23 protein-coding genes are annotated in these 23,403 nt (G+C 67.1%); 2 read left to right on the forward strand and 21 right to left on the reverse strand.

From position 1 onward, the window contains the following. Positions 1 to 80: 80 nt before the first annotated feature. From ACH49N_RS18495 to ACH49N_RS18550, 12 genes are all read right to left on the reverse strand, one after another. Positions 81 to 365: a hypothetical protein gene (locus ACH49N_RS18495; RefSeq protein WP_109329392.1), complete on the reverse strand. Its 285-nt coding sequence runs from the start codon at positions 363 to 365 to the stop codon at positions 81 to 83. A 52-nt stretch (positions 366 to 417) separates the two neighbouring features. Beyond that, complete coding sequence (locus ACH49N_RS18500; protein ID WP_159921841.1) at positions 418 to 1,296, reverse strand: acyl-CoA thioesterase II; 879 nt, start codon at positions 1,294 to 1,296, stop codon at positions 418 to 420. Beyond that, positions 1,297 to 2,715, reverse strand: coding sequence for a pyruvate kinase (gene pyk, locus ACH49N_RS18505; protein WP_159921839.1), 1,419 nt, complete (start codon positions 2,713 to 2,715; stop codon positions 1,297 to 1,299). It lies immediately after the preceding gene. 37 nt (positions 2,716 to 2,752) lie between these two features. Continuing rightward, positions 2,753 to 4,255 carry a glutamate synthase subunit beta gene (locus ACH49N_RS18510; protein ID WP_358273900.1) on the reverse strand — a complete coding sequence of 501 codons (1,503 nt, stop codon included), beginning with the start codon at positions 4,253 to 4,255 and terminating at the stop codon, positions 2,753 to 2,755. Beyond that, complete coding sequence (gene gltB / locus ACH49N_RS18515) at positions 4,248 to 8,831, reverse strand: glutamate synthase large subunit (RefSeq protein WP_358273898.1); 4,584 nt, start codon at positions 8,829 to 8,831, stop codon at positions 4,248 to 4,250. The genes ACH49N_RS18510 and gltB overlap by 8 nt, the downstream gene beginning before the upstream one ends. 285 nt (positions 8,832 to 9,116) lie before the next feature. Next, on the reverse strand, positions 9,117 to 10,040 hold the full coding sequence (locus ACH49N_RS18520) for a TM2 domain-containing protein (RefSeq protein ID WP_358273896.1): 924 nt from the start codon (positions 10,038 to 10,040) through the stop codon (positions 9,117 to 9,119). Further along, positions 10,033 to 11,070 (reverse strand): prolipoprotein diacylglyceryl transferase, encoded by a 1,038-nt coding sequence (gene lgt, locus ACH49N_RS18525; protein ID WP_317768170.1) that lies wholly within the window; start codon positions 11,068 to 11,070, stop codon positions 10,033 to 10,035. The genes ACH49N_RS18520 and lgt overlap by 8 nt, the downstream gene beginning before the upstream one ends. Then, positions 11,067 to 11,870, reverse strand: a complete 804-nt coding sequence (trpA, locus tag ACH49N_RS18530) for a tryptophan synthase subunit alpha (protein WP_159921834.1) — start codon at positions 11,868 to 11,870, stop codon at positions 11,067 to 11,069. Before trpA ends, lgt begins: the two co-directional genes overlap by 4 nt. Continuing rightward, a complete protein-coding gene (trpB, locus tag ACH49N_RS18535; protein WP_159921833.1) occupies positions 11,867 to 13,189 on the reverse strand; it encodes a tryptophan synthase subunit beta in 1,323 nt (440 codons plus the stop codon). Before trpB ends, trpA begins: the two co-directional genes overlap by 4 nt. A gap of 62 nt (positions 13,190 to 13,251) precedes the next feature. Further along, positions 13,252 to 14,061 (reverse strand): indole-3-glycerol phosphate synthase TrpC, encoded by an 810-nt coding sequence (trpC, locus tag ACH49N_RS18540; protein ID WP_109329383.1) that lies wholly within the window; start codon positions 14,059 to 14,061, stop codon positions 13,252 to 13,254. Between the two features lie 86 nt (positions 14,062 to 14,147). Further along, on the reverse strand, positions 14,148 to 14,858 hold the full coding sequence (locus ACH49N_RS18545) for a TIGR02234 family membrane protein (protein WP_159921832.1): 711 nt from the start codon (positions 14,856 to 14,858) through the stop codon (positions 14,148 to 14,150). Then, positions 14,855 to 16,441 carry an anthranilate synthase component I gene (locus ACH49N_RS18550; protein WP_358273894.1) on the reverse strand — a complete coding sequence of 529 codons (1,587 nt, stop codon included), beginning with the start codon at positions 16,439 to 16,441 and terminating at the stop codon, positions 14,855 to 14,857. The genes ACH49N_RS18545 and ACH49N_RS18550 overlap by 4 nt, the downstream gene beginning before the upstream one ends. Positions 16,442 to 16,500: 59 nt before the next feature. On the opposite strand from ACH49N_RS18550, the gene ACH49N_RS18555 reads away from it, so the two are divergent. Next, positions 16,501 to 16,965: a peroxiredoxin gene (locus ACH49N_RS18555; RefSeq protein ID WP_358273893.1), complete on the forward strand. Its 465-nt coding sequence runs from the start codon at positions 16,501 to 16,503 to the stop codon at positions 16,963 to 16,965. On the opposite strand, the gene ACH49N_RS18560 is transcribed toward ACH49N_RS18555, so the two are convergent. Further along, positions 16,953 to 17,732, reverse strand: a complete 780-nt coding sequence (locus ACH49N_RS18560) for a class III extradiol ring-cleavage dioxygenase (RefSeq protein ID WP_358273891.1) — start codon at positions 17,730 to 17,732, stop codon at positions 16,953 to 16,955. The genes ACH49N_RS18555 and ACH49N_RS18560 overlap by 13 nt on opposite strands. A gap of 171 nt (positions 17,733 to 17,903) precedes the next feature. On the opposite strand from ACH49N_RS18560, the gene ACH49N_RS18565 reads away from it, so the two are divergent. Then, on the forward strand, positions 17,904 to 18,413 hold the full coding sequence (locus tag ACH49N_RS18565) for a MarR family transcriptional regulator (protein ID WP_358273889.1): 510 nt from the start codon (positions 17,904 to 17,906) through the stop codon (positions 18,411 to 18,413). A gap of 18 nt (positions 18,414 to 18,431) precedes the next feature. Here ACH49N_RS18565 and ACH49N_RS18570 read toward each other — a convergent pair whose 3' ends face one another. From ACH49N_RS18570 to ACH49N_RS18605, 8 genes are read right to left on the reverse strand one after another with little or no spacing between them, the layout of a single operon-like run. Next, on the reverse strand, positions 18,432 to 18,611 hold the full coding sequence (locus ACH49N_RS18570; RefSeq protein ID WP_159921826.1) for a 4-oxalocrotonate tautomerase family protein: 180 nt from the start codon (positions 18,609 to 18,611) through the stop codon (positions 18,432 to 18,434). 30 nt (positions 18,612 to 18,641) lie between these two features. After that, on the reverse strand, positions 18,642 to 18,986 hold the full coding sequence (gene hisI, locus ACH49N_RS18575) for a phosphoribosyl-AMP cyclohydrolase (RefSeq protein ID WP_208961783.1): 345 nt from the start codon (positions 18,984 to 18,986) through the stop codon (positions 18,642 to 18,644). Beyond that, positions 18,983 to 19,756: an imidazole glycerol phosphate synthase subunit HisF gene (gene hisF, locus ACH49N_RS18580; protein ID WP_159921822.1), complete on the reverse strand. Its 774-nt coding sequence runs from the start codon at positions 19,754 to 19,756 to the stop codon at positions 18,983 to 18,985. The genes hisI and hisF overlap by 4 nt, the downstream gene beginning before the upstream one ends. Next, positions 19,756 to 20,586, reverse strand: a complete 831-nt coding sequence (locus ACH49N_RS18585) for an inositol monophosphatase family protein (protein WP_358273887.1) — start codon at positions 20,584 to 20,586, stop codon at positions 19,756 to 19,758. The genes hisF and ACH49N_RS18585 overlap by 1 nt, the downstream gene beginning before the upstream one ends. Before the next feature lie 7 nt (positions 20,587 to 20,593). Beyond that, positions 20,594 to 21,328 carry a bifunctional 1-(5-phosphoribosyl)-5-((5-phosphoribosylamino)methylideneamino)imidazole-4-carboxamide isomerase/phosphoribosylanthranilate isomerase PriA gene (gene priA / locus ACH49N_RS18590; protein WP_109335048.1) on the reverse strand — a complete coding sequence of 245 codons (735 nt, stop codon included), beginning with the start codon at positions 21,326 to 21,328 and terminating at the stop codon, positions 20,594 to 20,596. 19 nt (positions 21,329 to 21,347) lie between these two features. Beyond that, positions 21,348 to 21,608, reverse strand: a complete 261-nt coding sequence (locus ACH49N_RS18595; RefSeq protein WP_358273885.1) for a hypothetical protein — start codon at positions 21,606 to 21,608, stop codon at positions 21,348 to 21,350. Next, entirely contained in the window at positions 21,605 to 22,240 is a 636-nt protein-coding gene (gene hisH, locus ACH49N_RS18600) for an imidazole glycerol phosphate synthase subunit HisH (protein WP_159921816.1), read from the reverse strand. Before hisH ends, ACH49N_RS18595 begins: the two co-directional genes overlap by 4 nt. Positions 22,241 to 22,277: 37 nt before the next feature. Beyond that, a complete protein-coding gene (locus ACH49N_RS18605) occupies positions 22,278 to 23,393 on the reverse strand; it encodes an MFS transporter (RefSeq protein ID WP_358273960.1) in 1,116 nt (371 codons plus the stop codon). Positions 23,394 to 23,403: the final 10 nt, after the last annotated feature.

Consider the following 23,403-nt stretch of genomic DNA (forward strand, 5'->3'; position numbering starts at 1 on the left):
AAAAGATGGCGAAGTCTAACCCTGGTTCGGCGTGATCGGCGAGAGAAACGTGAACGACACGTCCGTCGTCGCCCGGAAAGCTACCCGTCTTGTGCAGGTTCCTGCTTTTCTTCGGTGTCCGGATCTCGGTCTCGATACTCTTCCTTGAGGTTGCCCTCGTCGTCGACATAGTCGTCGAAGGCGGTGCCGGAGACCGTGCCCCCGGAGCCGGGGAGCACGACCGTCTCCCTGGCTCCCGGATCGTACCGAGCGTCGATTTCTTCGGCCTTCTTCTTGGCCTTCTCGATCGCTTCGTCGTCGGGACGGGGCACTTCGCCCTCGGTCTGCTCGCCGGTGTTCTTCTGCTCGGTGTCGTCTGCGCTCATGGTGCACGTCCGTTCCGTCGGAGATCCGGAATCGACGATACGCCCCGAACCGTCACTTCCTGGGCGGGAAATGACGAATCAGCCCTTCCTGCACCACGGTGGCGAGCAGTTCGCCCTCGAGCGAGAAGAAGCGCCCGGTCGCAAGCCCTCGTGAACCGGCGGCCACCGGCGACTCGGTGGCATAGAGCGCCCAGTCGTCGAACCGGAACGGGCGATGAAACCACATCGAATGATTGACCGTGGCCGCCACGATCCGGTCGAGGCCCCACGACAACCCGTGCGTGGTGATGATCGAATCGAGCACCGTGGTGTCCGACGAGTAACCCATGACGGCGACGTGGATCAGCGGATCGTCCGGAAGATCGCCGTCCGCCCTCATCCACACCCGGTTGTGGGTGAGCTTCTCCCCCGTACCCTTCATGATCCAGGACGGGTCGTTCGCATACCGCATGTCGATCGGCTTCAGGGCGTTGACGAACATCTTCAGCCGGTCCTCGTAACCGAGAAAATGATCACCCAGGGGCGGAAGTGTCTCCGGGAACGGAACATCGGGAACCGCGACCGCGTGTTCGAGTCCCTGGCCCCAGTCCTGGAACGCCGCAAGCATCACGAACAGTTCCTGACCGTTCTGCAGGGCGGTGACCTGCCGGTTGGCGAAGGCTCGGCCGTCGCGGTGACGATCGACGCGATACTCGATCGGTTCCTTCACGTCACCACCGCGAATGAAGTGGGCGTTGACCGCGTGCACCGCCCGTTCACCGGAGACGGTGCGGCCGGCGGCGACCAGAGCCTGCGAGATCAACTGGCCGCCGAACGTCCGGCTGCCCACCTGCGCGGGATGCCGACCTCGATAGGTGTCCTCCCCGATTTTCTCCAGATCGAGGAGTTCGAGAAGAGTCTCGAGATCGGTCTTCGCCGCGACTTCGCTCACCTAGTGGTCCTCTTCACCGATTCTGTGGACGTGGATCAGGTTGGTCGATCCTACGGTGCCGGGCGGCGAACCTGCCACGATGATGACCAGTTCACCCTTCTGGTAACGGCCGAGGCCCAGGAGTGCGTGGTCGACCTGACGGACCATCGCGTCGGTGCTCTCGACGGGGTCGACGAGGAACGTCTCCGTGCCCCAGGTCAGCGAGAGCTGGCTGCGCACCTCCGGGAGCGGGGTGAACGCGAGCAACGGCAGCGGGGTGTGCAAGCGAGCGAGTCGCCGCACCGTGTCGCCGGACTGGGTGAAGGCAACGAGCGCCTTCGCGTCGAGTCGCTCACCGATGTCGCGGGCGGCGTAGGAGATGACGCCCCGCTTGGTGCGCGGAACGTGGGTCAGCGGAGGCACCCGGGTCGATTCTCCCTCCACGGCCTCGACGATGCGGGCCATGGTGCGCACTGTCTCCATCACGTACTTGCCCACCGAGGTTTCCCCGGAGAGCATGACCGCGTCGGCACCGTCGAGAACCGCGTTGGCCACGTCGGACGCCTCGGCGCGCGTGGGGCGCGAGTTCTCGATCATCGACTCGAGCATCTGCGTGGCAACGATGACCGGCTTCGCGTTCTCGCGGGCGATCTGGATGGCCCGCTTCTGCACCAGCGGGACCTGCTCGAGCGGAAGTTCCACGCCCAGGTCACCACGCGCGACCATGACCGCGTCGAACGCGAGGACGACGGCCTCGAGGTTGTCGATGGCTTCCGGCTTCTCGAGCTTCGCGATGACCGGGATGCGGCGACCGACGCGATCCATGACCGCGTGCACCAACTCCACGTCGGCAGGCGAACGCACGAACGAGAGGGCGATGAAATCGACACCGAGGTTCAGCGCGAACTCGAGGTCGGCGATGTCCTTCTCCGACAGCGCGGGCACCGACACGTTCATCCCCGGCAGGGACACACCCTTGTTGTTGCTGACCGGGCCACCCTCGGTGACACGACACACCACGTCGTTGCCCTCGACACCAGTGACGACGAGACCGACCTTGCCGTCGTCGACGAGCAGCCGGTCACCCGCCTTGGCGTCCTCCGCGAGCTGCTTGTACGTGGTCGACACCCGGTCGTGCGTGCCGTCGACCTCGTCCACGGTGATCCGGACGAGCTCACCGTTGGCCCAGGTGGTGCGCTCTTCGGCGAACCGGCCGAGCCGAATCTTGGGCCCCTGGAGGTCGGCGAGGACTCCGACCGCCTTTCCCGTCGCATCCGATGCGGCTCGGACGCGGTTGTAATTTTCCTCGTGGTCGGAGTGTTCCCCGTGGCTGAAGTTAAGCCGGGCCACATCCATACCGCTTTCGACGAGTTCGCGAATACGGTCACCGGTGGCGGTAGCAGGTCCAAGAGTGCATACGATCTTCGTCCGTCGGTTCACGGCCTGAAGCCTAGTCGTCCCGCCCGCCCATCTCCATTTAGACTACGGCCAGCGGAAGCGCCGTCGGATGCACCGGCGAGGGGAGGTCGGACGCCCCTGTGAGGTACGTATCGACGGCATGCGCGGCGGACCTGCCCTCGGCGATCGCCCACACGATGAGCGAGGCACCACGATGCGCGTCGCCACATACGAACACTCCCGGTGCGGTGGTCTGCCAGTCGGGACCACAGGACAGCACGCCCCGACGGGTGGGGCTCAAACCGTAGTCGTCGAGCAGCGGACCGAGGTCGACGCCCTCGAAACCGATCGCGAAAAGCGCTAATTCACAAGGTAATTCGATTTCCTCCCCCACCGGGGTGATGATGCGCTTGCCGTCCTCCCTAGACACCCGGACCTCCGCGAGAACCATGGCCCTGACGTTTCCGTTCTCGTCACCGAGGAACCGTTGCACCGCAACCTGATACCGGCGGACGCCGCCTTCCGCGTGGGCCGGCGACGTGCGCAGCACCATCGGCGAGGCCGGCCACGGAGTCACGGACTCGTCCCGCTCGCTCGGCAACTCCGGGCGGTAGTCCAACTGGGTCACCGACAACGCTCCCTGCCGATGCGCAGTTCCGAGGCTATCCGCGCCGGTGTCACCGCCACCGATGATGACGACGTGCTTGCCCTTCGCGGTGATCGACGCAGGGCCGTCACCCTCGCACTCCTTGTTGGACGTCACCAGGTGCTCCATTGCGAGATGGATACCGCCCAGCTCCCGGCCCTCCACCGTCGTGTTGTCGCGGGCACGCAGGGCGCCGATGGCGAGGACCACCGCATCGAAGTTGGTCCGCAACTGGTCCACGGTGAGATCGACACCCGCCTCGCAATCGGTGACGAAATGTGTTCCCTCCGCGCGCATCTGGACCAGCCGCTGATCGAGAACCGACTTCTCCATCTTGAACTCGGGGATGCCGTAGCGAAGGAGTCCCCCGAGCCGGTCGTCGCGCTCGTAGACGGTGACATCGTGTCCGGCGCGGGTGAGCTGCTGGGCGGCCGCGAGCCCGGCCGGACCGGAACCGACCACCGCGACCTTCTTTCCCGTGGCGATCATCGGCGGTTTAGGCTCCACCGTTCCGGACTCCCAAGCGACGTCGGCGATCGTCTGCTCGATCCGCTTGATGGTGACGCTGCCCGTCGTGTGGGTGTCGGCGAGCGAGAGCACACACGCCGATTCACACGGCGCCGGGCACAACCTGCCGGTGAACTCCGGGAAGTTGTTGGTCGCATGCAGACGCTCGCTCGCCGCCGACCAGCGGCCGCGGCGCACGAGATCGTTCCATTCCGGAATCAGATTGCCCAGCGGGCAGCCCGCACTTCCCGAGTGGCAGAACGGGATACCGCAGTCCATGCAGCGGGTGGCCTGCTCGGCTACCTCGGCGTTGCGCTCCTCGGGACTGAGCGGACTGGTGACCTCGTGCCAGTCGTGCACCCTTTCCGCAATGGGTCGCTTGGGTGCTTCCTTCTTGGGGATGTGCAGGAAACCATGCGGATCAGCCACGAGCCGCCTCCATGATTGCGGTGTCCACGTCGAGCCCCTCGGCGCGGGCCAGCCGAGTGGCCTCGAGAACCCGCTGATAGTCCACCGGCATCACCTTGGTGAACAGCGCAGACCGCCGGGGCCAATCGGCGAGCATCGAAGCCGCGACGGTGGAGCCGGTCCAGTGCAGATGGTCGCTGACGGTACGGCACAGCCAGTCGAGGTCCTCGGGGTCGGGTGTCAGCAGGGTGACCATGGCCGGATTGACGTCGGCGGGATCGAGGTCGAGCACATATGCGATCCCGCCCGACATTCCGGCCGCCAGGTTCCGTCCGGTGGGACCGAGGACGACGACCCGTCCGCCCGTCATGTACTCGCACCCGTGATCGCCCACTCCCTCGACCACGGCGGTCGCTCCGGAATTGCGTACCGAGAACCGTTCGCCGGCCCGTCCGCGGAGGAACAGTTCACCGGAGGTCGCACCGTAGAGCAGTGTGTTGCCGGCGATCACCTGAGTCTCCGGGACGAACAGGACGTCGGCGGCCGGGCGCACCACGATTCGCCCGCCCGACAGCCCCTTTCCGACATAGTCGTTGGCGTCGCCGGTGAGGTCGATGGTGATGCCCGGCGGCAGGAACGCACCGAGTGATTGACCCGCCGACCCGGTGAAGGTGAGCCGGATGGTGTCGTCGGGGAGCCCGCCCGCACCGTAACGACGGGTGACCTCGGCCCCGAGCAGCGTCCCGACCGTCCGATTCACATTGCGCACGGGCATCTCGATCTCGACCGGATGCGCGTCTTCGAGGGCACCTTCAGCCAGCTGGATGAGCGTGCGGTCCAGCGCCCGGTCCAGCGCATGGTATTGGTCGGTCACCTTGCGCCGCTGGGTGAGCGGGGTCCCGTCGGGGCCCTTCGGTAACGCGAAGATCGGCGAGAGGTCGAGTCCGCGGCTCTTCCAGTGCGCGATTCCCTCGGCCGTCTCGAGCATGTCCGCGTGCCCCACCGCTTCATCGATGCTGCGGAAGCCGAGACGCGCCAGGTGCTGCCGGACGTCCTCGGCGATGAAGCGGAAGAACTCCTCGACGAACTGGGGCTTGCCGGTGTATCGCTTGCGCAATTCGGGGTTCTGAGTGGCCACTCCCACCGGGCAGGTGTCGAGGTGGCACACACGCATCATGATGCACCCTGCCACGATCAACGGCGCCGTCGAGAAGCCGAACTCCTCCGCCCCGAGCAGCGCAGCGACGACGACGTCCTTCGCGGTACGCATGCCGCCGTCGCACTGAACGGTGATCCGATCGCGCAGACCGTTGAGCACGAGTGTCTGCTGCGCATCGGCCAGTCCGATCTCCCACGGCGTACCCGCGTGCTTCATCGACGTGAGCGGAGTCGCGCCGGTGCCGCCGTCGTTGCCCGAGATGAGGACCACGTCCGCGTGCGCCTTGCTGACACCGGCCGCCACCGTCCCCACACCCACCGAACTGACCAGCTTCACATGGACACGGGCCTGGTCGTTGGCGTTCTTGAGGTCGTGGATCAGCTGTGCGAGGTCCTCGATCGAGTAGATGTCGTGGTGCGGCGGAGGTGAAATCAACCCCACGCCCGGAGTCGAGTGCCGGGTCTCCGCCACCCATGGGTACACCTTGTAGGCGGGCAACTGCCCGCCCTCGCCCGGCTTGGCGCCCTGGGCCATCTTGATCTGGATGTCGCTGGCGTTGACCAGGTAATCACTGGTGACGCCGAATCTTCCGCTCGCCACCTGCTTCACGGCGCTGCGACGGGACGGGTCGTAGAGGCGGTCGACGTTCTCCCCGCCCTCCCCGGAGTTGGATCGCCCACCGAGATTGTTCATGGCCACGGCCATCGTCTCGTGCGCCTCGGCGGAGATGGACCCATAGCTCATCGCGCCGGTGTTGAAACGAGTGACGATCCGCTCCGCCGGCTCCACCTCCTCGAGCGGCACCGGAGGCCGGAGGCCCTCCCGGAAGCTGAAGAGGCCGCGCAGTGCACCTCCCGCCGCGGCGAGCCTGTTCACCTCGTCGCTGTACTGGGCGAAAACCTCATGCCTGCCGGTGCGGGTGGCGTGCTGGAGGAGAAACACGGTCTCGGGCGTGAACAAGTGCAGTTCGCCGTCGCGGCGGAACTGGTACTCGCCGCCGTGGGCAAGCCGGCGGTGCGCGTACTCGGTGGGATTGTCGGGGTAGGCCTGCCGGTGCCGGAGCAGCACTTCCCGCGCGATCTCGTCGAGTCCCACGCCACCGAGTTTGCTGGTGGTCCCCCGGAAATACTCGTCGACGAGGCCGCGGTCGAGGCCGAGTGCCTCGAAAGCCTGGGCGGCGGTGTACGAACCAACTGTCGAGATGCCCATCTTCGACATCACCTTCAGCACACCCTTGCCGAGTGCCGTCAAATAGTTGCGCACCGCGATCGTGTGATCGACTCCCGTCAGCTCGCCCTCCGACACCAGATCCTCGATCGACTCCATCGCGAGGTATGGATTGACCGCGGCCGCTCCGTAGCCGATGAGCAGCGCCAAATGATGCACTTCGCGCGCGTCGCCGGACTCGACGACCAGCGCCACCTTCGTTCGTTCCTTGGTGCGGATCAGGTGGTGATGCACTGCGCCCACGGCCAGCAACGACGGGATGGGTGCGCGGGTGTGGTCGGAGTCGCGGTCCGAGATCACCAGTGTCCGGTATCCCTGCGCGATCGCAGCGCTCGCCTGGGTGCGCAGTTCTTCCAGCGCATCGGCCATGCCCGCACCGCCGCGCTCCACCTCGTAGAGACCGCGCAGAACGGTCGCCGCCAGACCGGAGTGGTTGCCGTCCGCGTTCACATTGATGATCTTGTTCAGGTCGTCGTTGTCGAGCACTGGCCACGGCAGCACTATCTGACGACACGACGCCGCAGTGGGCTCGAGCAGATTCTGTTCCGGACCCATGACCCGGGACAGCGACGTCACGATCTCTTCGCGGATGGCGTCGAGCGGCGGATTGGTCACCTGGGCGAACAGTTCGACGAAATAGTCGTACAGCAGCCGCGACCGGGCGGACAGCACAGCGATGGGGGTGTCGGTTCCCATCGAGCCGAGCGGCTCCCCGCCGGACGCCGCCATCGGCGACAACAGGATCCGCAGATCTTCCTCGGTGTAGCCGAACGCCACCTGTCGCCGGACCACCGACTCGTGGTTGTTCTGGGCGTGCGGTCGCTCGGGCAGCGTCCTCAGGTCGAGCAACCCTGCATAGAGCCACTCGGCGTACGGCTTCTCGGCTGCCAGCCGCGACTTGATCTCGTCGTCGGGAACGATACGTCCCTCCGACGTGTCGACCAGGAACATGCGCCCCGGCTCGAGGCGCCCCTTCGCCACGACCTCGTCCTGGGGCACGTCGAGGACTCCGCTCTCGCTCGCCAGGATCACCCGCCCGTCGACGGTCTGCCACCAGCGGCCGGGCCGCAGACCGTTACGGTCCAGCACTGCCCCTACGACGGTTCCGTCGGTGAACGTCACACACGCCGGCCCGTCCCAGGCCTCCATCAACGAAGCGTGGAACTGGTAGAAAGCGCGCCGGTCGGGACACATCCTCGTGTCGTTCTCCCACGCCTCGGGCACCATCATCATCACCGCATGGGGCACGCTGCGTCCCGCGAGATGCAGCAGCTCGAGCACCTCGTCGAACGAGGCAGAGTCCGACGCCTCGGGTGTGCAGATGGGGTACAACCGTCGGAGGTCGCCTGGGATGGCGGCACTCGACAGCATCGCCTCCCGCGCCCGCATCCGATTCCGGTTGCCTCGAACGGTGTTGATTTCCCCGTTGTGCGCCACGAAGCGGAACGGGTGCGCAAGCGGCCAGGACGGGAACGTGTTGGTGGAAAACCTGCTGTGCACCACCGCGAGCGCACTCATCGTGCGGGAATCCCGCAGGTCCACGTAGTAGAGAGGCAGCTGGGGAACGGTCAGCATGCCCTTGTAGACGATGGTGCGGCTCGACAGCGACGGGAAGTAGACGCCCGACCCGCTCGACTCGACCTCCGGAGTGATCTGCTCGGCGCGCTTGCGCAGCGGGTAGACGAGGCGATCGAGGTCGAGACCACTGGGCCGCCGTCCGCCGGTCGGCGGCGCCGCGACGAACAGCTGACTCATGTGGGGCTCGCATCCGCGTGCCGTAGCCCCGAGGTCGGCGCCCTGCGAATCGATCGGCACGTCCCGCCACCCGAGGATGTCGAGCCCCTCCTCGTCGGCGAGGTCCTCGATCCGCTTCCGGGCCGTCGATCGCGCCTCCGGGTCGCGAGGAAGGAAGCAGAAACCCGCGGCGTAGGTACTACTTCCGTCCGGGGCGGGCGAAGGAAGGTCGAAATCGACGACCTCCTCGAAGAGCTCGGTGGGCAGCTGCACCAGGATTCCGGCACCGTCTCCGCTGTTCGTCTCGGCGCCGGCAGCACCGCGATGCTCGAGGTTGTCCAGAGCGACGAGACCATCCGCGACGATGGAGTGCGAACGGCGGCCGTGCACGTCCACCACCATGGCGACACCGCACGAATCGACTTCGCGATCCGGGTCGTAGAGACCTTGCGGACCGGGCGACTGAGAGAACAGCACCGATATACCTCCACATCGGCCGAGGGGACCACCGGTGGCGCTTGCGCGTCCCTGCCGGCGGCCTCCGCTAGCGGGGTCGCCACGACGGGCGCTAACTGCATTTCGGGGGTCTACCGGGACAGCCTCGGCCCGTGAAGGTTGTTACCGGACATACATCCGGCGCGCTCAGCTTACCAGCACCGATAAGCGTCGGATATGCCGATTTCCGGACAGGACAGCGCTGTGGCCCCCGTCGCACGAGCAACAGGGGCCACAGCGGTGGAATCGAGCGGCGACGCTACGTCGTCACTGGTCCCGGAGGGGTCGTCCGTACTTGTCCTTCACGCTGCCCGTCAGCATCATGATGCCGTCGATCAGCGGCCAGAGCCCGCCTAATCCGCACGTCAGCCAGGTGACGGCGATCTGCGCGACCGCGATGCCGGGCTGGTTCAGGTAGAACCGTCCGACACCGAAGGCACCCAGGAAAATTTGCAGGAGTCCCGCGGTGAGCTTCGACTTGTCGGAGTACGGCTCACCGCTGACCGGGTGCCGGCCGAACGGCGCAGACGGATCGACGTAGGCGTTGTACCCGGCCGGGGCATATCCGGGCTGCGGGTATCCCTGCTGTCCGTACCCCTGCTGGCCATACTGCTGTCCGGGATTCTGCTGGCCGTAATTCTGCTGGCCGTAGTCCGTCTGACCGTAACTCTGGGGTGCGGCACCCTGCTGACCGTAACCGGCCTGCGGGTAGCCGGGCTGCTGATAGTCCTGCCCGGACTGCGGCGACGTTCCGTACTGCGCGTTGTAGTAAGGATCGGGGGTGCCGTACGTCGGGCCGTCCGCAGGCTGCTGCGGCTTGTCGTAACCGGTGTATGGGGCGGTCGGCGGCGGGGTGTCGCCCACATTAGGCAGTGCGGTGGTGGGTTCGGTTCCGCTCGGCGACGGGTAGGTGGGGGTCGAACCCCAGCCGGGACCATTGCCGACCCCGGAGTAGGTGTCCCATCCGGGCCCGGTTCCCGACGACGCCGGTGAGGGCGTTGCGTCCGAGGTGGCGGGTGGCTGCGACAGCGATGCCTCGGCGGTGGCGTCGTAATCGAAGGGCGAACCGAACTCGGGCGGAAGGCTCGACTCACCGCTCCCGCCCTTCTTCCCCAGATCCACCCGCTGGGTGTCGTCGCCGGAGGTGTCGGCCTTGGCGGAATCGTCGGATGCTTTCCCCGGATCAGTCATTCGCGTCATCCTTCTTGCTGTCGGTGGTCGTCGTGCCCGCGTCGGTGCCGGCACTCGCAGTACTCACAGCCTTGTCGTCACCCGCAGGCTTGTCTTTCTCCCCGTTGTCCTGTTCGGTCGTCTCCTGATCGGGCGTCCCCTGTTCCGCCGCGGCAGGATGATGCGGTTGCAACTCCGCCGGGTCTTCCCGGCCCTTGGTCGCGGCGAAGACATACACCACCGCTGCGACGAAGACGATCGCCGAGGTGAACGAGTTGACGCGGACGCCGGCGATGAGGCTGGCGTGATCGCTGCGCATCAGCTCGATCCAGAACCGACCCGCGCAGTACCCGGCCACATACAGGGCGAAGAGGCGGCCGTGCCCGATACGGAAGCGGCGGTCCACCCACACCAGCAGGATCACGATCAGCACGTTCCACAGCGCTTCGTACAGGAAGGTGGGGTGCACCACGAAAGCGACCTGCCCGGTGGAGACACCGTCGATCAACTCGGGGTGCACCTGCCCGGCGTCGTTGCGGCGCTCGAAGATCTCGAGCCCCCACGCCACGTCGGTTTCCCGTCCGTACAGTTCCTGGTTGAAGTAGTTGCCGATTCGTCCGATCGCCTGGGCCAGCAAGATGGGAGGCGCTACCGCGTCACCGAGCGCAGGCAGCGGTATCCCACGCCTGCGACAGCCGATCCACGCGCCGACACCGCCGAGCGCCACCGCGCCCCAGATACCGAGCCCGCCCTGCCAGATCTTCAGGGCGTCGACGGGATCCCCGCCCTCCCCGAAGTAGGTGGGCCAGTCGGTCAGGACGTGATACAGCCGGCCACCGATCAACCCGAACGGCACCGCCCAGATGGCGATGTCGAGCACGGTGCCCTTCTCGCCACCGCGGGCGACCCAGCGGCGGTCGCCCCAGAAAATCGCGACGACGATGCCGACGATGATGAACAGCGCGTACGCGCGCAGGGCCAGTGGGCCGACGTACCAGACGCCTTGAGGCGGACTCGGAATATACGCCAGCACGTCCACAGTGGAAGTCACGACGCCACGGTAGCGGAGCGAACGCCCTCGGCGAGTTCCCTCGTCAGCGAGCGCACAGCGTCGAGCCCGGATTCGACCGCGGTGACGAGGGCAGACCCGACGATGACTGCATCCGCGTAGGCGGCGATCTCGGCGGCCTGCGCCCCGGAACGGACACCCAGACCGACACCCACCGGAATGTCGGAATGGGCGCGGATGCGCGCGGTCAACTCGGGCGCCATCGACGACACCGCGTCACGCGCGCCGGTCACCCCCATCGTCGACGCCGCGTACACGAATCCGCTGCTCGCCTTCAGGGTCATCGCCAGTCGTTCTTCGGTCGACGACGGGGCAACAAGGAAGATCCGGTCGAGGTCGTGTTCCTTCGACGCCGTGATCCACTCGCCGGCCTCCTCGGGGATCAGGTTCGGAGTGATGAGTCCGAGGCCGCCGGCGTTCGCGAGGTCACGGGCGAACCGGTCGACACCGTACTGCAGAACCGGATTCCAGTACGTCATCACCACGGCCTTGCCGCCCACCGACGCGATCTGCTCGATGATCGTGAACACGTCACGCACCTTGACGCCGTTGCTCAGCGCCTTCTCGGCGGCCGCCTGAATGGTGGGTCCATCCATCACCGGGTCCGAGTAGGCGATACCGACCTCGACGATGTCACAGCCCGAGTCGACCATGGCCTTGAAGACGTCGATGGATTCGGGGACGGTGGGATACCCGGCGGGTAGGTATCCGACGAGAGCGGCACGCTTCTCCTCACGGCACTGCGCGAATGTCGGGGCGAGGCGCGAGAGTCGTTCGCTCACTTGGCCGAACCTTCCTTGTCGGTGGTCGTGGGGGTTTCGGTGGCGGCGTCGGGGTCGAAGAGCCCGAACCACTTGGCCGCCGTGTCCATGTCTTTGTCGCCGCGCCCGGAGAGGCTGACGACGATGATCGCGCCCTCCCCCAGCTCACGGCCGAGTCGCAACGATCCTGCGACGGCGTGCGCTGATTCGATGGCCGGGATGATTCCCTCACGCTCGGACAGCAGGCGCAGGGCATCCATGGCCTCCGTGTCGGTGACGGGCTCGTAGGTGGCGCGGCCGATGTCCTTGAGCAGGGCGTGCTCAGGTCCGACGCCCGGATAGTCGAGACCAGCCGAGATGGAATGCGATTCGATGGTCTGCCCGTCCTCGTCCTGCAGCAGATACGAGTACGCACCCTGGAAGGCGCCCGGGGTGCCGGCCGCGAAGGTCGCGGCGTGGCGCCCCGTCTCGACTCCGTCACCGGCAGCCTCGTACCCGACCAGCCGCACCCCGGGGTCGTCGAGGAAGGCGTGGAAGATTCCGATGGCGTTGGACCCACCACCGACACACGCGGTGACCGCGTCGGGCAGCCTGCCCGTGAGCGCCTGCACCTGCGCCCGCGCCTCGAGCCCGACGACACGCTGGAAGTCGCGGACGATGGTCGGGAAGGGATGCGGTCCGGCCGCGGTGCCGAAGCAGTAGTACGTGTTGTGGGCGTTGGTCACCCAGTCTCGCAGCGCCTCGTTGATGGCGTCCTTGAGCGTCCGGGAGCCGGACTCCACCGAAACCACCGACGAACCGAGCAACCGCATACGGGCCACGTTCAGCGCCTGCCGCTCGGTGTCGACCGCGCCCATGTAGATGACGCACTCGAGCCCGAACAGTGCACACGCCGTCGCCGTGGCCACACCGTGCTGACCGGCACCGGTCTCCGCGATGATGCGGGTCTTGCCCATCTGCTTGGCGAGCAGCACCTGACCGAGCACGTTGTTGATCTTGTGCGAGCCCGTGTGATTGAGATCTTCGCGCTTGAGGATCAGCCGCGCGCCCCCGGCGAATTCACTCATCCGAGTGGCCTCGAAGATGGGCGACGGGCGGCCCGTGTAATCGCGCTGCAACCGATCGAGCTCGGACAGGAAGGTGTCATCCGACCGCGCCTTGTCGTACGCGGCCGTGACCTCCTCGATCACCGCCATCAGAGCCTCGGGCACGTGGCGTCCGCCGTAGACGCCGAAGTGTCCTCCGGAGTCGGGGTCGTGCGACGTGCGTTCGGCGATTCCGGCGCTGGCAGTCGGCAGATCGCCACCCTTGAAGACGGTGTCCTGATTACGTGAAGTCACAGGTCCAGTCTGCCCCAACGCCGGGCGCTGCCGCCGTCCGGGTCAATACGGCCGCAGTCGGTTCAGCGCGACGGCTTGGGGCAGGAGGGGTGCGCCCCGGCATTGACCAGATCGGCCACAGCCTTGCGTGGATCTCCGCTGGTGACGAGGCCTTCGCCGACGAGTACGGCGTCCGCTCCGGCACCCGCGTAGGCGAGGAGGTCGGCGGTACCCCGGACACCGGATTCGGCGATCTTGATGGTTTCGGTGGGCAGTCCGGGTGCAATCTCCCCGAAGGTGTTCTTGTCGACCTCGAGTGTCTTGAGGTTTCGGGCGTTGACGCCGATCACCCTGGCGCCGGCCTCGAGTGCCCGGTTGGCTTCCTCTTCGGTGTGGACCTCGACCAGCGCGGTCATTCCCAGCGACTCGGTGCGGTCGATCAACGACGCCAGCGCATGCTGCTCGAGAGCGGCGACAATGAGCAGGACGACGTCGGCGCCGTGCGCGCGGGCCTCATGGATCTGGTACGGCCCGACGATGAAGTCTTTACGCAGGATCGGGATGCTGACCGCACGCCGGACGGCGTCGAGGTCGGCGAGGGATCCCTGAAAGCGTCGTTCCTCCGTGAGCACGCTGATGACCCGGGCGCCTCCGGCCTCGTAGGCCTTGGCGAGTTCGGCGGGGTCGGTGATCTCGGCGAGCGGGCCCTTCGACGGGCTTGCACGCTTGACCTCGGCGATGACTCCGATGCCAGGCTCGAGCAGAGCAGCCGCAGCGTCGAGCGCAGGCGGTGCGGCAGCCGCGGCGGCCTTGACAGCGGCGAAGTCAAGGACGGCTTCGCGGGCGGCCACATCGGCGCGCACTCCGTCGAGAATCGAGTCGAGAACGGTCATCGTGGCCCGAGTCCTTTCTGGGCAGGAACCCGATGTGAGGAACATCATCAGGAGTGAAGCAAGCGTAGATGGCACTCTGATTCTGTTTACGATCGGGTACCCGGCTCGTTGGTGTCGCCGTCCAGCCGGTCGACATCATCGGCTTTCTTGTCTGCGCGGGAGCCGTCGACCGTCGGATCTTCGCCCGCGTCGAGCGCGTCCCACAGCATGCGTTGTGTGAGGGGCTCGTCGGCGGAATCAGCGCTGGTCTTCTTGGCCGCCGCGCGCCGGGCGGCCGGGCTGTCGTACTTCGAGGAGAGCCCGGCGCGTACCCGTGGACGGCGGGCCAGTTCGACGGCGGCGGCGAGGGCGGCGACAGCGCCGGCGAGAGCCAGCACTGCGGGCCCCTGATTCACCGTCACGGAATCGATCACCGCACGGCCCGGCAATTCCGCCAGCCGTCCCGCCTGCTCGTCCGTTGCGCCGGAAACGAGCACAGTTGCCGCCGGGACGGCCGCTACGACGGCCACGGCGGCGACGAGTACGCCGAGAATGCGGAGCGCCCAGCCCTTGACGGCAAAGGATGCTGCGATGGCGGCAACAAGGGTCAGGGCCAGCGGCGTGAGCGCCGCCGCCCAGGTGCCCCCGTCGAGCGCCGTGGTGCGCTGCTCACCGAGTCCGTCGGAGGAGGTGACCTCCACCCACGTCATCCGAGATGCTCCCCACAAGCACACCGCCGCGACGGCGAGAAGGAGCACCGCGAGGATCGACCGGCGGCGTCCTGGAGCCTCGGTTCCCGCTCCGGTCCCTTCGGTCACTGCGTGCCGCCTCCCAGGGTCTTCATCGTGTGCGCCGCGGCGATGGCGCTGAGCACGGCCATGGCCTTGTTCCGCGCCTCGGTGTCCTCGTATTCGGGATTCGAATCGGCCACCACACCGGCACCGGCCTGGACGTACCCTATGCCGTCCTTGATCAACGCCGTCCGGATGGAGATCGCCGTGTCTGCGTCGCCGGCGAAGTCGAGGTATCCGACGATGCCGCCGTAGATCCCGCGCCTCGTCGGTTCGAGTTCCTCGATCAACTGCATGGCCCGGACCTTCGGCGCGCCAGACAGCGTGCCGGCCGGGAAGCAGGCGGTGACGGCGTCGAGTGCCTGCTTGCCGGCCGTGAGGTGGCCCGTCACCGTGGAGACGAGGTGCATCACGTGGCTGTACCGCTCGATGTGCCGATAGTCGTGCACTTTCACCGTGCCGGGTTCGCACACGCGGCCGAGGTCGTTGCGGCCGAGATCGACGAGCATGAGGTGCTCGGCGTTCTCCTTCTCGTCGGCGAGGAGATCCTTCTCCAGGAGGATGTCGTCCTCCTCGGTGGCACCGCGCCACCGGGTGCCGGCGATCGGGTGGGTGGTGGCGACACCCTCCTTGACCGTCACCAGTGCTTCCGGGCTGGAGCCGACGATCGAGAACGCGGTCTCGCCGTCACCACCGGGAACGTTGAGAAGGTACATGTACGGGCTGGGATTCGAGGCGCGCAGCATGCGGTACACATCGATAGGTGCAGCAACACAATCGATTTCGAAACGCTGCGACAGCACGACCTGGAACGCCTCGCCCGCCTCGATCTCCCCCACCAGGCGCTGTACGTCCGCACCGAATCCCTCGGTGGTGCGCTGCCGGCGGTAGTCGGGTGCGGGTGTGGCGAACGTGGACACCGTGGACGGCGCGGGCGCCGACAGCGAGGCCGTCATCCGGTCGAGGCGCTCGACGGCATTGTCGTACGCCTCGTCGACCCGCTCGTCCGTGCCGTCCCAGTTCACCGCATTGGCAATGAGGGTGATGGCCCCCTCGTGGTGATCGACGGCCGCCAGATCCGTGGCGAGCAGCATGACCATTTCCGGGATCTGCAGGTCGTCCACGGCGTGTTCACCGATGCGTTCGATGCGCCGCACGGCGTCGTAACCGAGGAAGCCCACCATGCCGCCGGTCAGCGGCGGCAGATCGGGCAGCCGTTCGCTCCGCAGGAGCTCGAGGGTCTGACCGAGCGCCGCGATGGGATCCCCACCCGACGGCGCTCCCGCCGGAACGTTTCCGTACCAGGCCGCCTCCCCGTCGACGACGGTCAACGCGGCGGGACTTCCTGCGCCGATGAACGACCATCGTGACCACGACCGACCGTTTTCCGCCGATTCCAGCAGGAACGTGCCGGGCCTGTTTCCCGCCAGCTTCGTGTACGCCGACAGCGGAGTTTCGGCGTCCGCCAGCACCTTACGAGTCACCGGGACGACCCGATGCTCGGCGGCGAGAGCGTGGAACTGCTCGCGCGTGGTGGTCGAGTCGGATCCGCCACCCGGCAGGGTGGCGGCGGATTTGGGCGCGGACATCGTGGTGGGCTCACCGTGCATGCCGACCATCATCCCAGGCGCGTTCGGCGCGTCTGCGTGCGCGGGTAGCCTCGGCTGTCATGAAGCCAGGTCAGCTCGCACCGGAATTCACCCTGCCCGACCAGGACGGCAACGAACGTTCGCTGTCGAGCCTTCTGGAGGACGGTCCGCTGGTGCTCTTCTTCTATCCGGCGGCGTCCACCCCGGTCTGCACTGCCGAGGCATGCCATTTTCGCGACCTCGCCGACGAGTTCGCAGCCGTCGGGGCTTCCCGCGCCGGGATCAGCACCGATGCGGTGGCCAAGCAGGAATCGTTCGCGCAGGCGCAATCGTTCGACTACCCCCTTCTGTCGGACCGCGACGGCGTGGTCGCCGAGAAGTTCGGTGTCCGGCGCGGACTGCTCGGCAAACTCGCACCCGTCAAACGGTCGACGTTCGTCATCGACACCGACCGCACGGTGCTCGAGGTGATCTCGAGCGAGTTTCGCGCGAATGCCCACGGCGATCAGGCGCTGACCTTCCTCCGTGCCCGTCAGGCCACCTGAAAAGACCGCTTCGCCAAGCCCATCCAGAACCCGTCGATCAGTTGGCGGGGAATCTGCTCGGGGTCGCTGGAGGCGCCGAGCGTCACGAACAGCGGAGCGAAATGCTCGATCGTCGGATGCGCATAGGGCATGCCCGGGGCGAGTGAGCGGAAGCCGATGAGCGAGTCGACATCGCCTGCGGCCAGGCGCTCGTTCGCCCACGCGTCGAACTCCGCCGACCATCCCGGGGCCTTCGCCTCCGGCGAGGGGTCGCGCAGAAACGGCAGCCCGTGGGTGGTGAACCCGGAGCCGACGATCAGGACTCCCTGCTCCCGCAGTGGGCGCAGCCGCTCACCCAGGTGCAGCAACCGTTCGGGGTCGAGCGTCGGCAAGGAAATCTGCAGGACGGGGATGTCGGCGTCCGGATACATCACCGTGAGCGGCACGTAGGCGCCGTGATCGAGGCCCCGATCCGGTTGATGCGCCACCGTCTCGTTGTCGGGCATAAGTGCCGCGACCAGCGCGGCCAAATCCGGAGCACCCGGTGAGGCGTACGTGGCCCGGTAGAAACGTTCGGGAAAACCGCCGAAGTCGTAGACGAGGGGGGTCCCCGTGGTGGTCGATCCGATGGTGAGCGGCGCGGACTCCCAGTGCGCCGAGACCATGAGGATGGCTTTCGGCCGCGGCAGGTCGCCGGCCCACTTCGCCAGTTGCGCCACCCACAGTTCGCTGTCGACCAACGGCGGCGCTCCGTGGCTCAGGAACAGCGCGGGCATGACGTTCGTCATCGTGACTCCTCGAGGTCCGACTCGCAAGGCCCTAAGTTGAACCTTCAAGCTAGTATAGGAGTCAACACGCGGATGCGACAACTATTCCCGGGTACCGTTCCGCAGGCGGCGGGCTGCCTATGGTGAAGAGGTCGCACAGCGGTTCGACGCACGAAATGGAGGACACCACTCATGAGTGGGTACGACGAGGACAGCTCGACGCAGACGGAGACACGCTGGCTCGACGCCGATCAGCAGCAGGCGTGGCTCACCCTCATCGCACTCGTCACCCGCCTGCCCGCGGCCCTCGACGCCCAGCTGCAGCGCGACTCGGCGCTCACCCATTTCGAGTACTTCGTCCTCGCCTCCCTGTCCGGCGAAGACAACCGTCGACTTCAGCTCTCCTTGCTCGCGCAGCGGGCCAACGCGTCACTGTCGCGGCTGTCCCACGTCATCACCAAGATGGAAAAAGCCGGCTGGGTACGGCGAGAGAGCATCCGGGGAAGCCGTGGTTCCGACGCCGTCCTCACCGACGCAGGGATGGCCAAAGTAGTGGAGGCAGCACCACCCCACGTCGAATCCGTCCGCGCACTCGTTTTCGACGGCCTCTCCACGGACCAAGTACGTCAGCTCTCCGAACTCGGCAGCGCCATGCTCACCCAACTCGACAAGGGCATCGCCGCCGGCACCGGAAGAGCGTGACGCGCCGAAACAGCCACCTCACCCCAGCGGCGACCCGCCGACACCCCAGTTCTCGGCCGGCACGTCCGCAATCGTCACCCAGACCTTCGCCGGGTCCTTACCCGTCGCCTCGGCGTACGCCTTGGTGACCGCTTCGATGGTGGCGCGCTTCTGCTCGGCGGTGAGCCCGGTTGTCTGACTGATCTGGATTAACGGCATGCGGGACATTCTGCCCGAGCGCCCGGAACTCTACTGCGCGGCGAGCAGAACGTCGGTGTCGAAGCACGTGTGCGTGCCCGTATGACATGCAGCGCCTTCCTGATCCACGATCAGGAGCACCGTGTCGCCGTCGCAGTCGAGCCGCACCTCGTGGACGTACTGCGTGTGCCCGGACGTCTCCCCCTTCACCCAGTACTGCTGGCGGGAACGGGAGTAGTAGGTGCCCTTGCGGGTGTCGAGGGTGCGGGCGAGTGCTTCGTCGTCCATCCACGCCACCATCAGGACGTCACCCGTCGACCGTTCCTGAGCGACGGCGCTGAACAGGCCTGCGTCGTTGCGCTTGAGCCGCGAGGCGATAGCGGGGTCGAGACTCATCGGACGGTGATCCCTTCTTCGCGCATGGACTTCTTCACTTCGGCGATCGTCATGTCGCCGAAGTGGAAGACACTTGCGGCCAGTACCGCGTCGGCGCCCGCGTCGACGGCGGGTGCGAAATGCTCCACAGCACCCGCTCCCCCGCTCGCGATCACCGGCACATGCACGGCCGCCCGCACGGCGCGGATCATCGGGAGGTCGAAGCCCGCTTTCGTCCCGTCGGCGTCCATCGAGTTGAGCAGAATCTCGCCGACACCCAGTTCGGCGCCGCGCACCGCCCACTCGACCGCGTCGATCCCGGTTCCGCGCTTGCCGCCATGGGTGGTCACTTCCCATCCGGACGCGGTGTCCGGCTGACCCTGCGGGACCGTGCGCGCATCCACCGACAGCACGATGCACTGGGACCCGAAACGCTCGCTCAGTTCACGAAGCAGTTCGGGTCGGGCGATGGCCGCGGTGTTGACACTGACCTTGTCGGCACCGGCACGCAGCAACCGGTCGACGTCCTCGACGGTACGGACGCCGCCGCCGACGGTGAGCGGAATGAAGACCTGTTCCGCCGTCCGGCTCACGACATCGAGCATGGTGCCACGGGCCGCGGTCGAGGCTGTGACATCGAGGAAGGTCAGCTCGTCGGCACCCTGTGCGTCGTAGGCGGCCGCCAACTCCACCGGATCACCTGCATCACGCAGATTCTCGAAGTTGACGCCCTTGACGACGCGTCCTGCATCGACGTCGAGGCAAGGGATAACCCGCACTGCCAGAGTCATTACGAAAGCCCTTCCGAGAGCTCGGCGCGGGGGTCACCCAGCGATCCGAGAATGTCGAGAATCTCACCGTGCACTCCGGGGGCACCGGCCAGCACAGAACCCGAAGCGATCGTCCACGGCTGACCGGCGAGATCCGTGACCACGCCACCCGCCGCCCGCACCAGAGCCACACCGGCGGCGTTGTCCCACGCATTGTGGCCGAACACCACCGTGCCACCGAGTATTCCCGCCGCGGTGAAGGCGAGGTCGACGCCGGTCGAGCCGTGGATCCGGATCCGCGACGACACCCGGCTGAGCTGAGCGAGAACCTGCAGCCGATAAGGCCCGGGGATGCGTCCCCGGCTGTCGATGTTCAGTGCGCCCATTCCCACGATCGACGACGCCAGCGACGTCTCGGTGAGACGCGGCAGCGGCAGACCGCCCTCGAGGAGCGGCCCATCCGCCACGGCCGCGTACCGTCGCCCGACGAGCGGCAGCCACGTGAGACCGAGGATCGGGACACCGTCGTCGAGCAGGGCGAGAAGTGTGCCCGCCGTCGGCAATCCCGCCGAGTAGTTGAAGGTGCCGTCGATGGGATCGAGAACCCACACCAATCCCGCGTCGAGATCGGGGCCACCGAATTCCTCGCCGTGAACCGCGATGCCGGTCCGATCCTGAAGTTCCCCGGTCAGCCGTTTCTCGAGTTCGAGGTCGAGAGCAGTCGCGAAGTCGTCGGGTCCCTTGTGCACGGCACTCGGCGACCCCACCCCGGCAACGAACCGGTCGTGGACGCCGTCGAGCAGCTCACCGGCAACGGCGAGCAGTTCCTGAGGATCGTGGTCCGGGCTCATGTCCGGATCAGCCCGAGACCGCGGCGAGCGCCTCGGGGAGCGTGAAACGTCCCGCGTAGAGCGCCTTGCCGACGATGGCGCCCTCGACACCCTGATCGACGAGTCCGGCGATCGCCGTCAGATCGTCGATGGTGGACACACCACCTGACGCCACGACGGGCGCGTCGGTGGCCGCGCACACCTGCGCGAGGAGTTCGAGATTCGGGCCGGTCAGTGTGCCGTCCTTGCTCACATCGGTGACGACGTAGCGCGAGCAACCGTCCCGGTCGAGGCGCGCGAGGGTCTCCCACAGGTTTCCGCCCTCGGTGACCCAGCCGCGGCCACGGAGCTGATACTCACCGTCGATCAGCCGGACATCGAGGCCGACGGCGATCTTGTCGCCGTACTTCGCGATCGCGCGGGCGCACCAGTCGGGATTCTCGATGGCGGCGGTACCGAGATTCACGCGGCCGCACCCGGTGGCCAGAGCGGCCTCGAGCGACTCGTCGTCGCGGATTCCCCCGGACAGTTCGACCTGGATGTCGAGCTCACCCACCACGTCGGCGAGGAGTTCCCGATTGGAACCGCGACCGAATGCGGCGTCGAGGTCGACGATGTGCACCCACTCGGCGCCGTCGTTCTGCCACGCAAGGGCGGCATCACGAGGCGAGCCGTACCCGGTCTCGCTCCCTGCCTCCCCCTGGACGAGGCGAACAGCTTCACCGTTGACGACATCTACAGCAGGCAAAAGGACCAGGCTCACGTGCGACAACCCTAGTCGCTCAGCGCCCGGAACCCGGCTCGGGGTCCTGCGGATCGTCACCGTAGGCGTTGCGGGTCATGCGCTTCGACACGTACCCCATGGACGCGATCGCCCCCGCGACTCCCAGAAGTCCGACGACCAGGCCCACGACCGGCCCCGGCTTCACGACGAGAATGACGGTGGTGGCGAGCACCAGCACCACGGTGGCCGCACCCAATGCGCACACGGCGAGCCGGCCGATCGACAGGTCACCGCTCCCCGCACCGGGTGATGGCGTCACAAGCTGCGCACCCAGTTCCGGAGCAGCTCCGCTCCCGCGTCACCGGATTTCTCCGGGTGGAACTGGGTGGCGGACAATGCACCGTTCTCGACGGCCGCGAGGAACTTCCCACCGTGATCCGCCCACGTCAGCGCGGGCGGTGCCAGCCGCTCCGGTGTGGGCATCTCCCACTTCTGCACCGCGTAGGAGTGCACGAAGTAGAACCGGGTGTCGGGATCGATTCCCTTGAACAAGGTGCTGTCGTCGGGCGCCTCGACCGTGTTCCATCCCATGTGCGGCAGGACAGCGGCCTGAAGGCGTTCGACCGTGCCCGGCCATTCACCGCAGCCCTCCGCCTCCACACCGAATTCGACTCCGCGTTCGAACATGATCTGCATGCCCACACAGATGCCGAGAACGGGCCTGCCACCGGCGAGGCGCTGGCCGATGAGTCGCTCACCGCGCACCGCGCGAAGCCCGTCCATGCAGGCGGCGAAAGCGCCGACCCCGGGAACCACCAGGCCGTCCGCCGCGAGAGCCACCTTATGGTCTGCCGTCACCTCGACCTGTGCACCGGTGCGAGCCAGCGCGCGGGTGGCCGAATGCAGATTGCCGGAGCCGTAATCGAGGACTGCAATGGTGGGGACGGTCATGAATCGATTCTATCCGGCCGTGTCCGGCCTCCTGATTCTATCCGGGCCGTGTCCGGCCACCCAGGGCGCGGCCGACCAGCATTCCCGTCGCCGGGACGACGGCCACCGCCATCGCCGCCACCGCAAAGACCCACGAATACCCCGCCACCGAAGCGACGGCCCCCAGGGTGAGGGACCCGAATCCTGTGCCGGCGTCGAATCCGATGTTCCATCCGGCGCTCGCGGCACCGAATCGGGCGGGCCCGGCTGCGGTGAAGATCATGACCAGCGATTCGTTCTGAACGGCGCCGAATCCGAACCCGAACATCACTGCTGCACAGACCAGGACGATCCCGTCCCCGTTCCGTGCCGCCGCGACCGCGAACAGCGCCAGACCGCCGCAGGTGAACGCAAGCGCGGGCATCAACGCCCGGCCGACTCCGACCCGGTCGGAGAACGACCCCGCCGCGTAACGTCCGCACACTGCGGCGCCGCTGACCACCGCGAGGACCCCGCCGGCGAGGGACGCCCGCTCGGCAATCGCGATCGGCAGGAGACTCGACACACCGCCGAACGCTGCAGCCGCCGTGGCAATGGACAGCCACGGCACGAGCAGGACCGACAGCGGAAGACGCCCTCGTGCGGTACCGGCCGGGCGTGGATGCAGGTGCGGCAGCCGAGTGACGGCGCCCACCGCCAGCAAGGGAATCAGCGCACCGAGTACGAAAACCGGCGTGGCGGACCAGTGCTGCATGATCGCCAGCCCCGCGGGCAGGCCCACCATCTGCGCGGCAGCCACCGCGATCCCCTGCGCGCCTGTGGCCCGGCCGAGCATCTCCCGCGGAACCAGTTCGGCGACGAGAGCGCTGCCCGCCACCGTGAGCATCCCGAAACCCGCACCCCGCACCGCGGACACGGCGAGAACCGGAATCGCCTCGGTGGACAGCAGGAACAGTAAGGACGGCGGCCCCAGGAGGAGGCATCCGGCCGCGAGCACCCATCGGTAGCCCCACTTGCGCAAGAGCCGGGGCACGCCGAATTGGGTCAGCACCGTGGCGGCCATGAAAACGGCAGTCACACCACCGGCGAGGGTGTCCGACCCTCCCGACAGGGACACGATCAGCGGCACCACAGGGAGCAGTACCGCCCACCCACCAAACGCCGCCGCACCCATCACCAGCGCG

The sequence above is a fragment of the Rhodococcus sp. NPDC019647 genome (assembly GCF_044389235.1).
Classification (GTDB): domain Bacteria; phylum Actinomycetota; class Actinomycetes; order Mycobacteriales; family Mycobacteriaceae; genus Rhodococcus_F; species Rhodococcus_F oxybenzonivorans.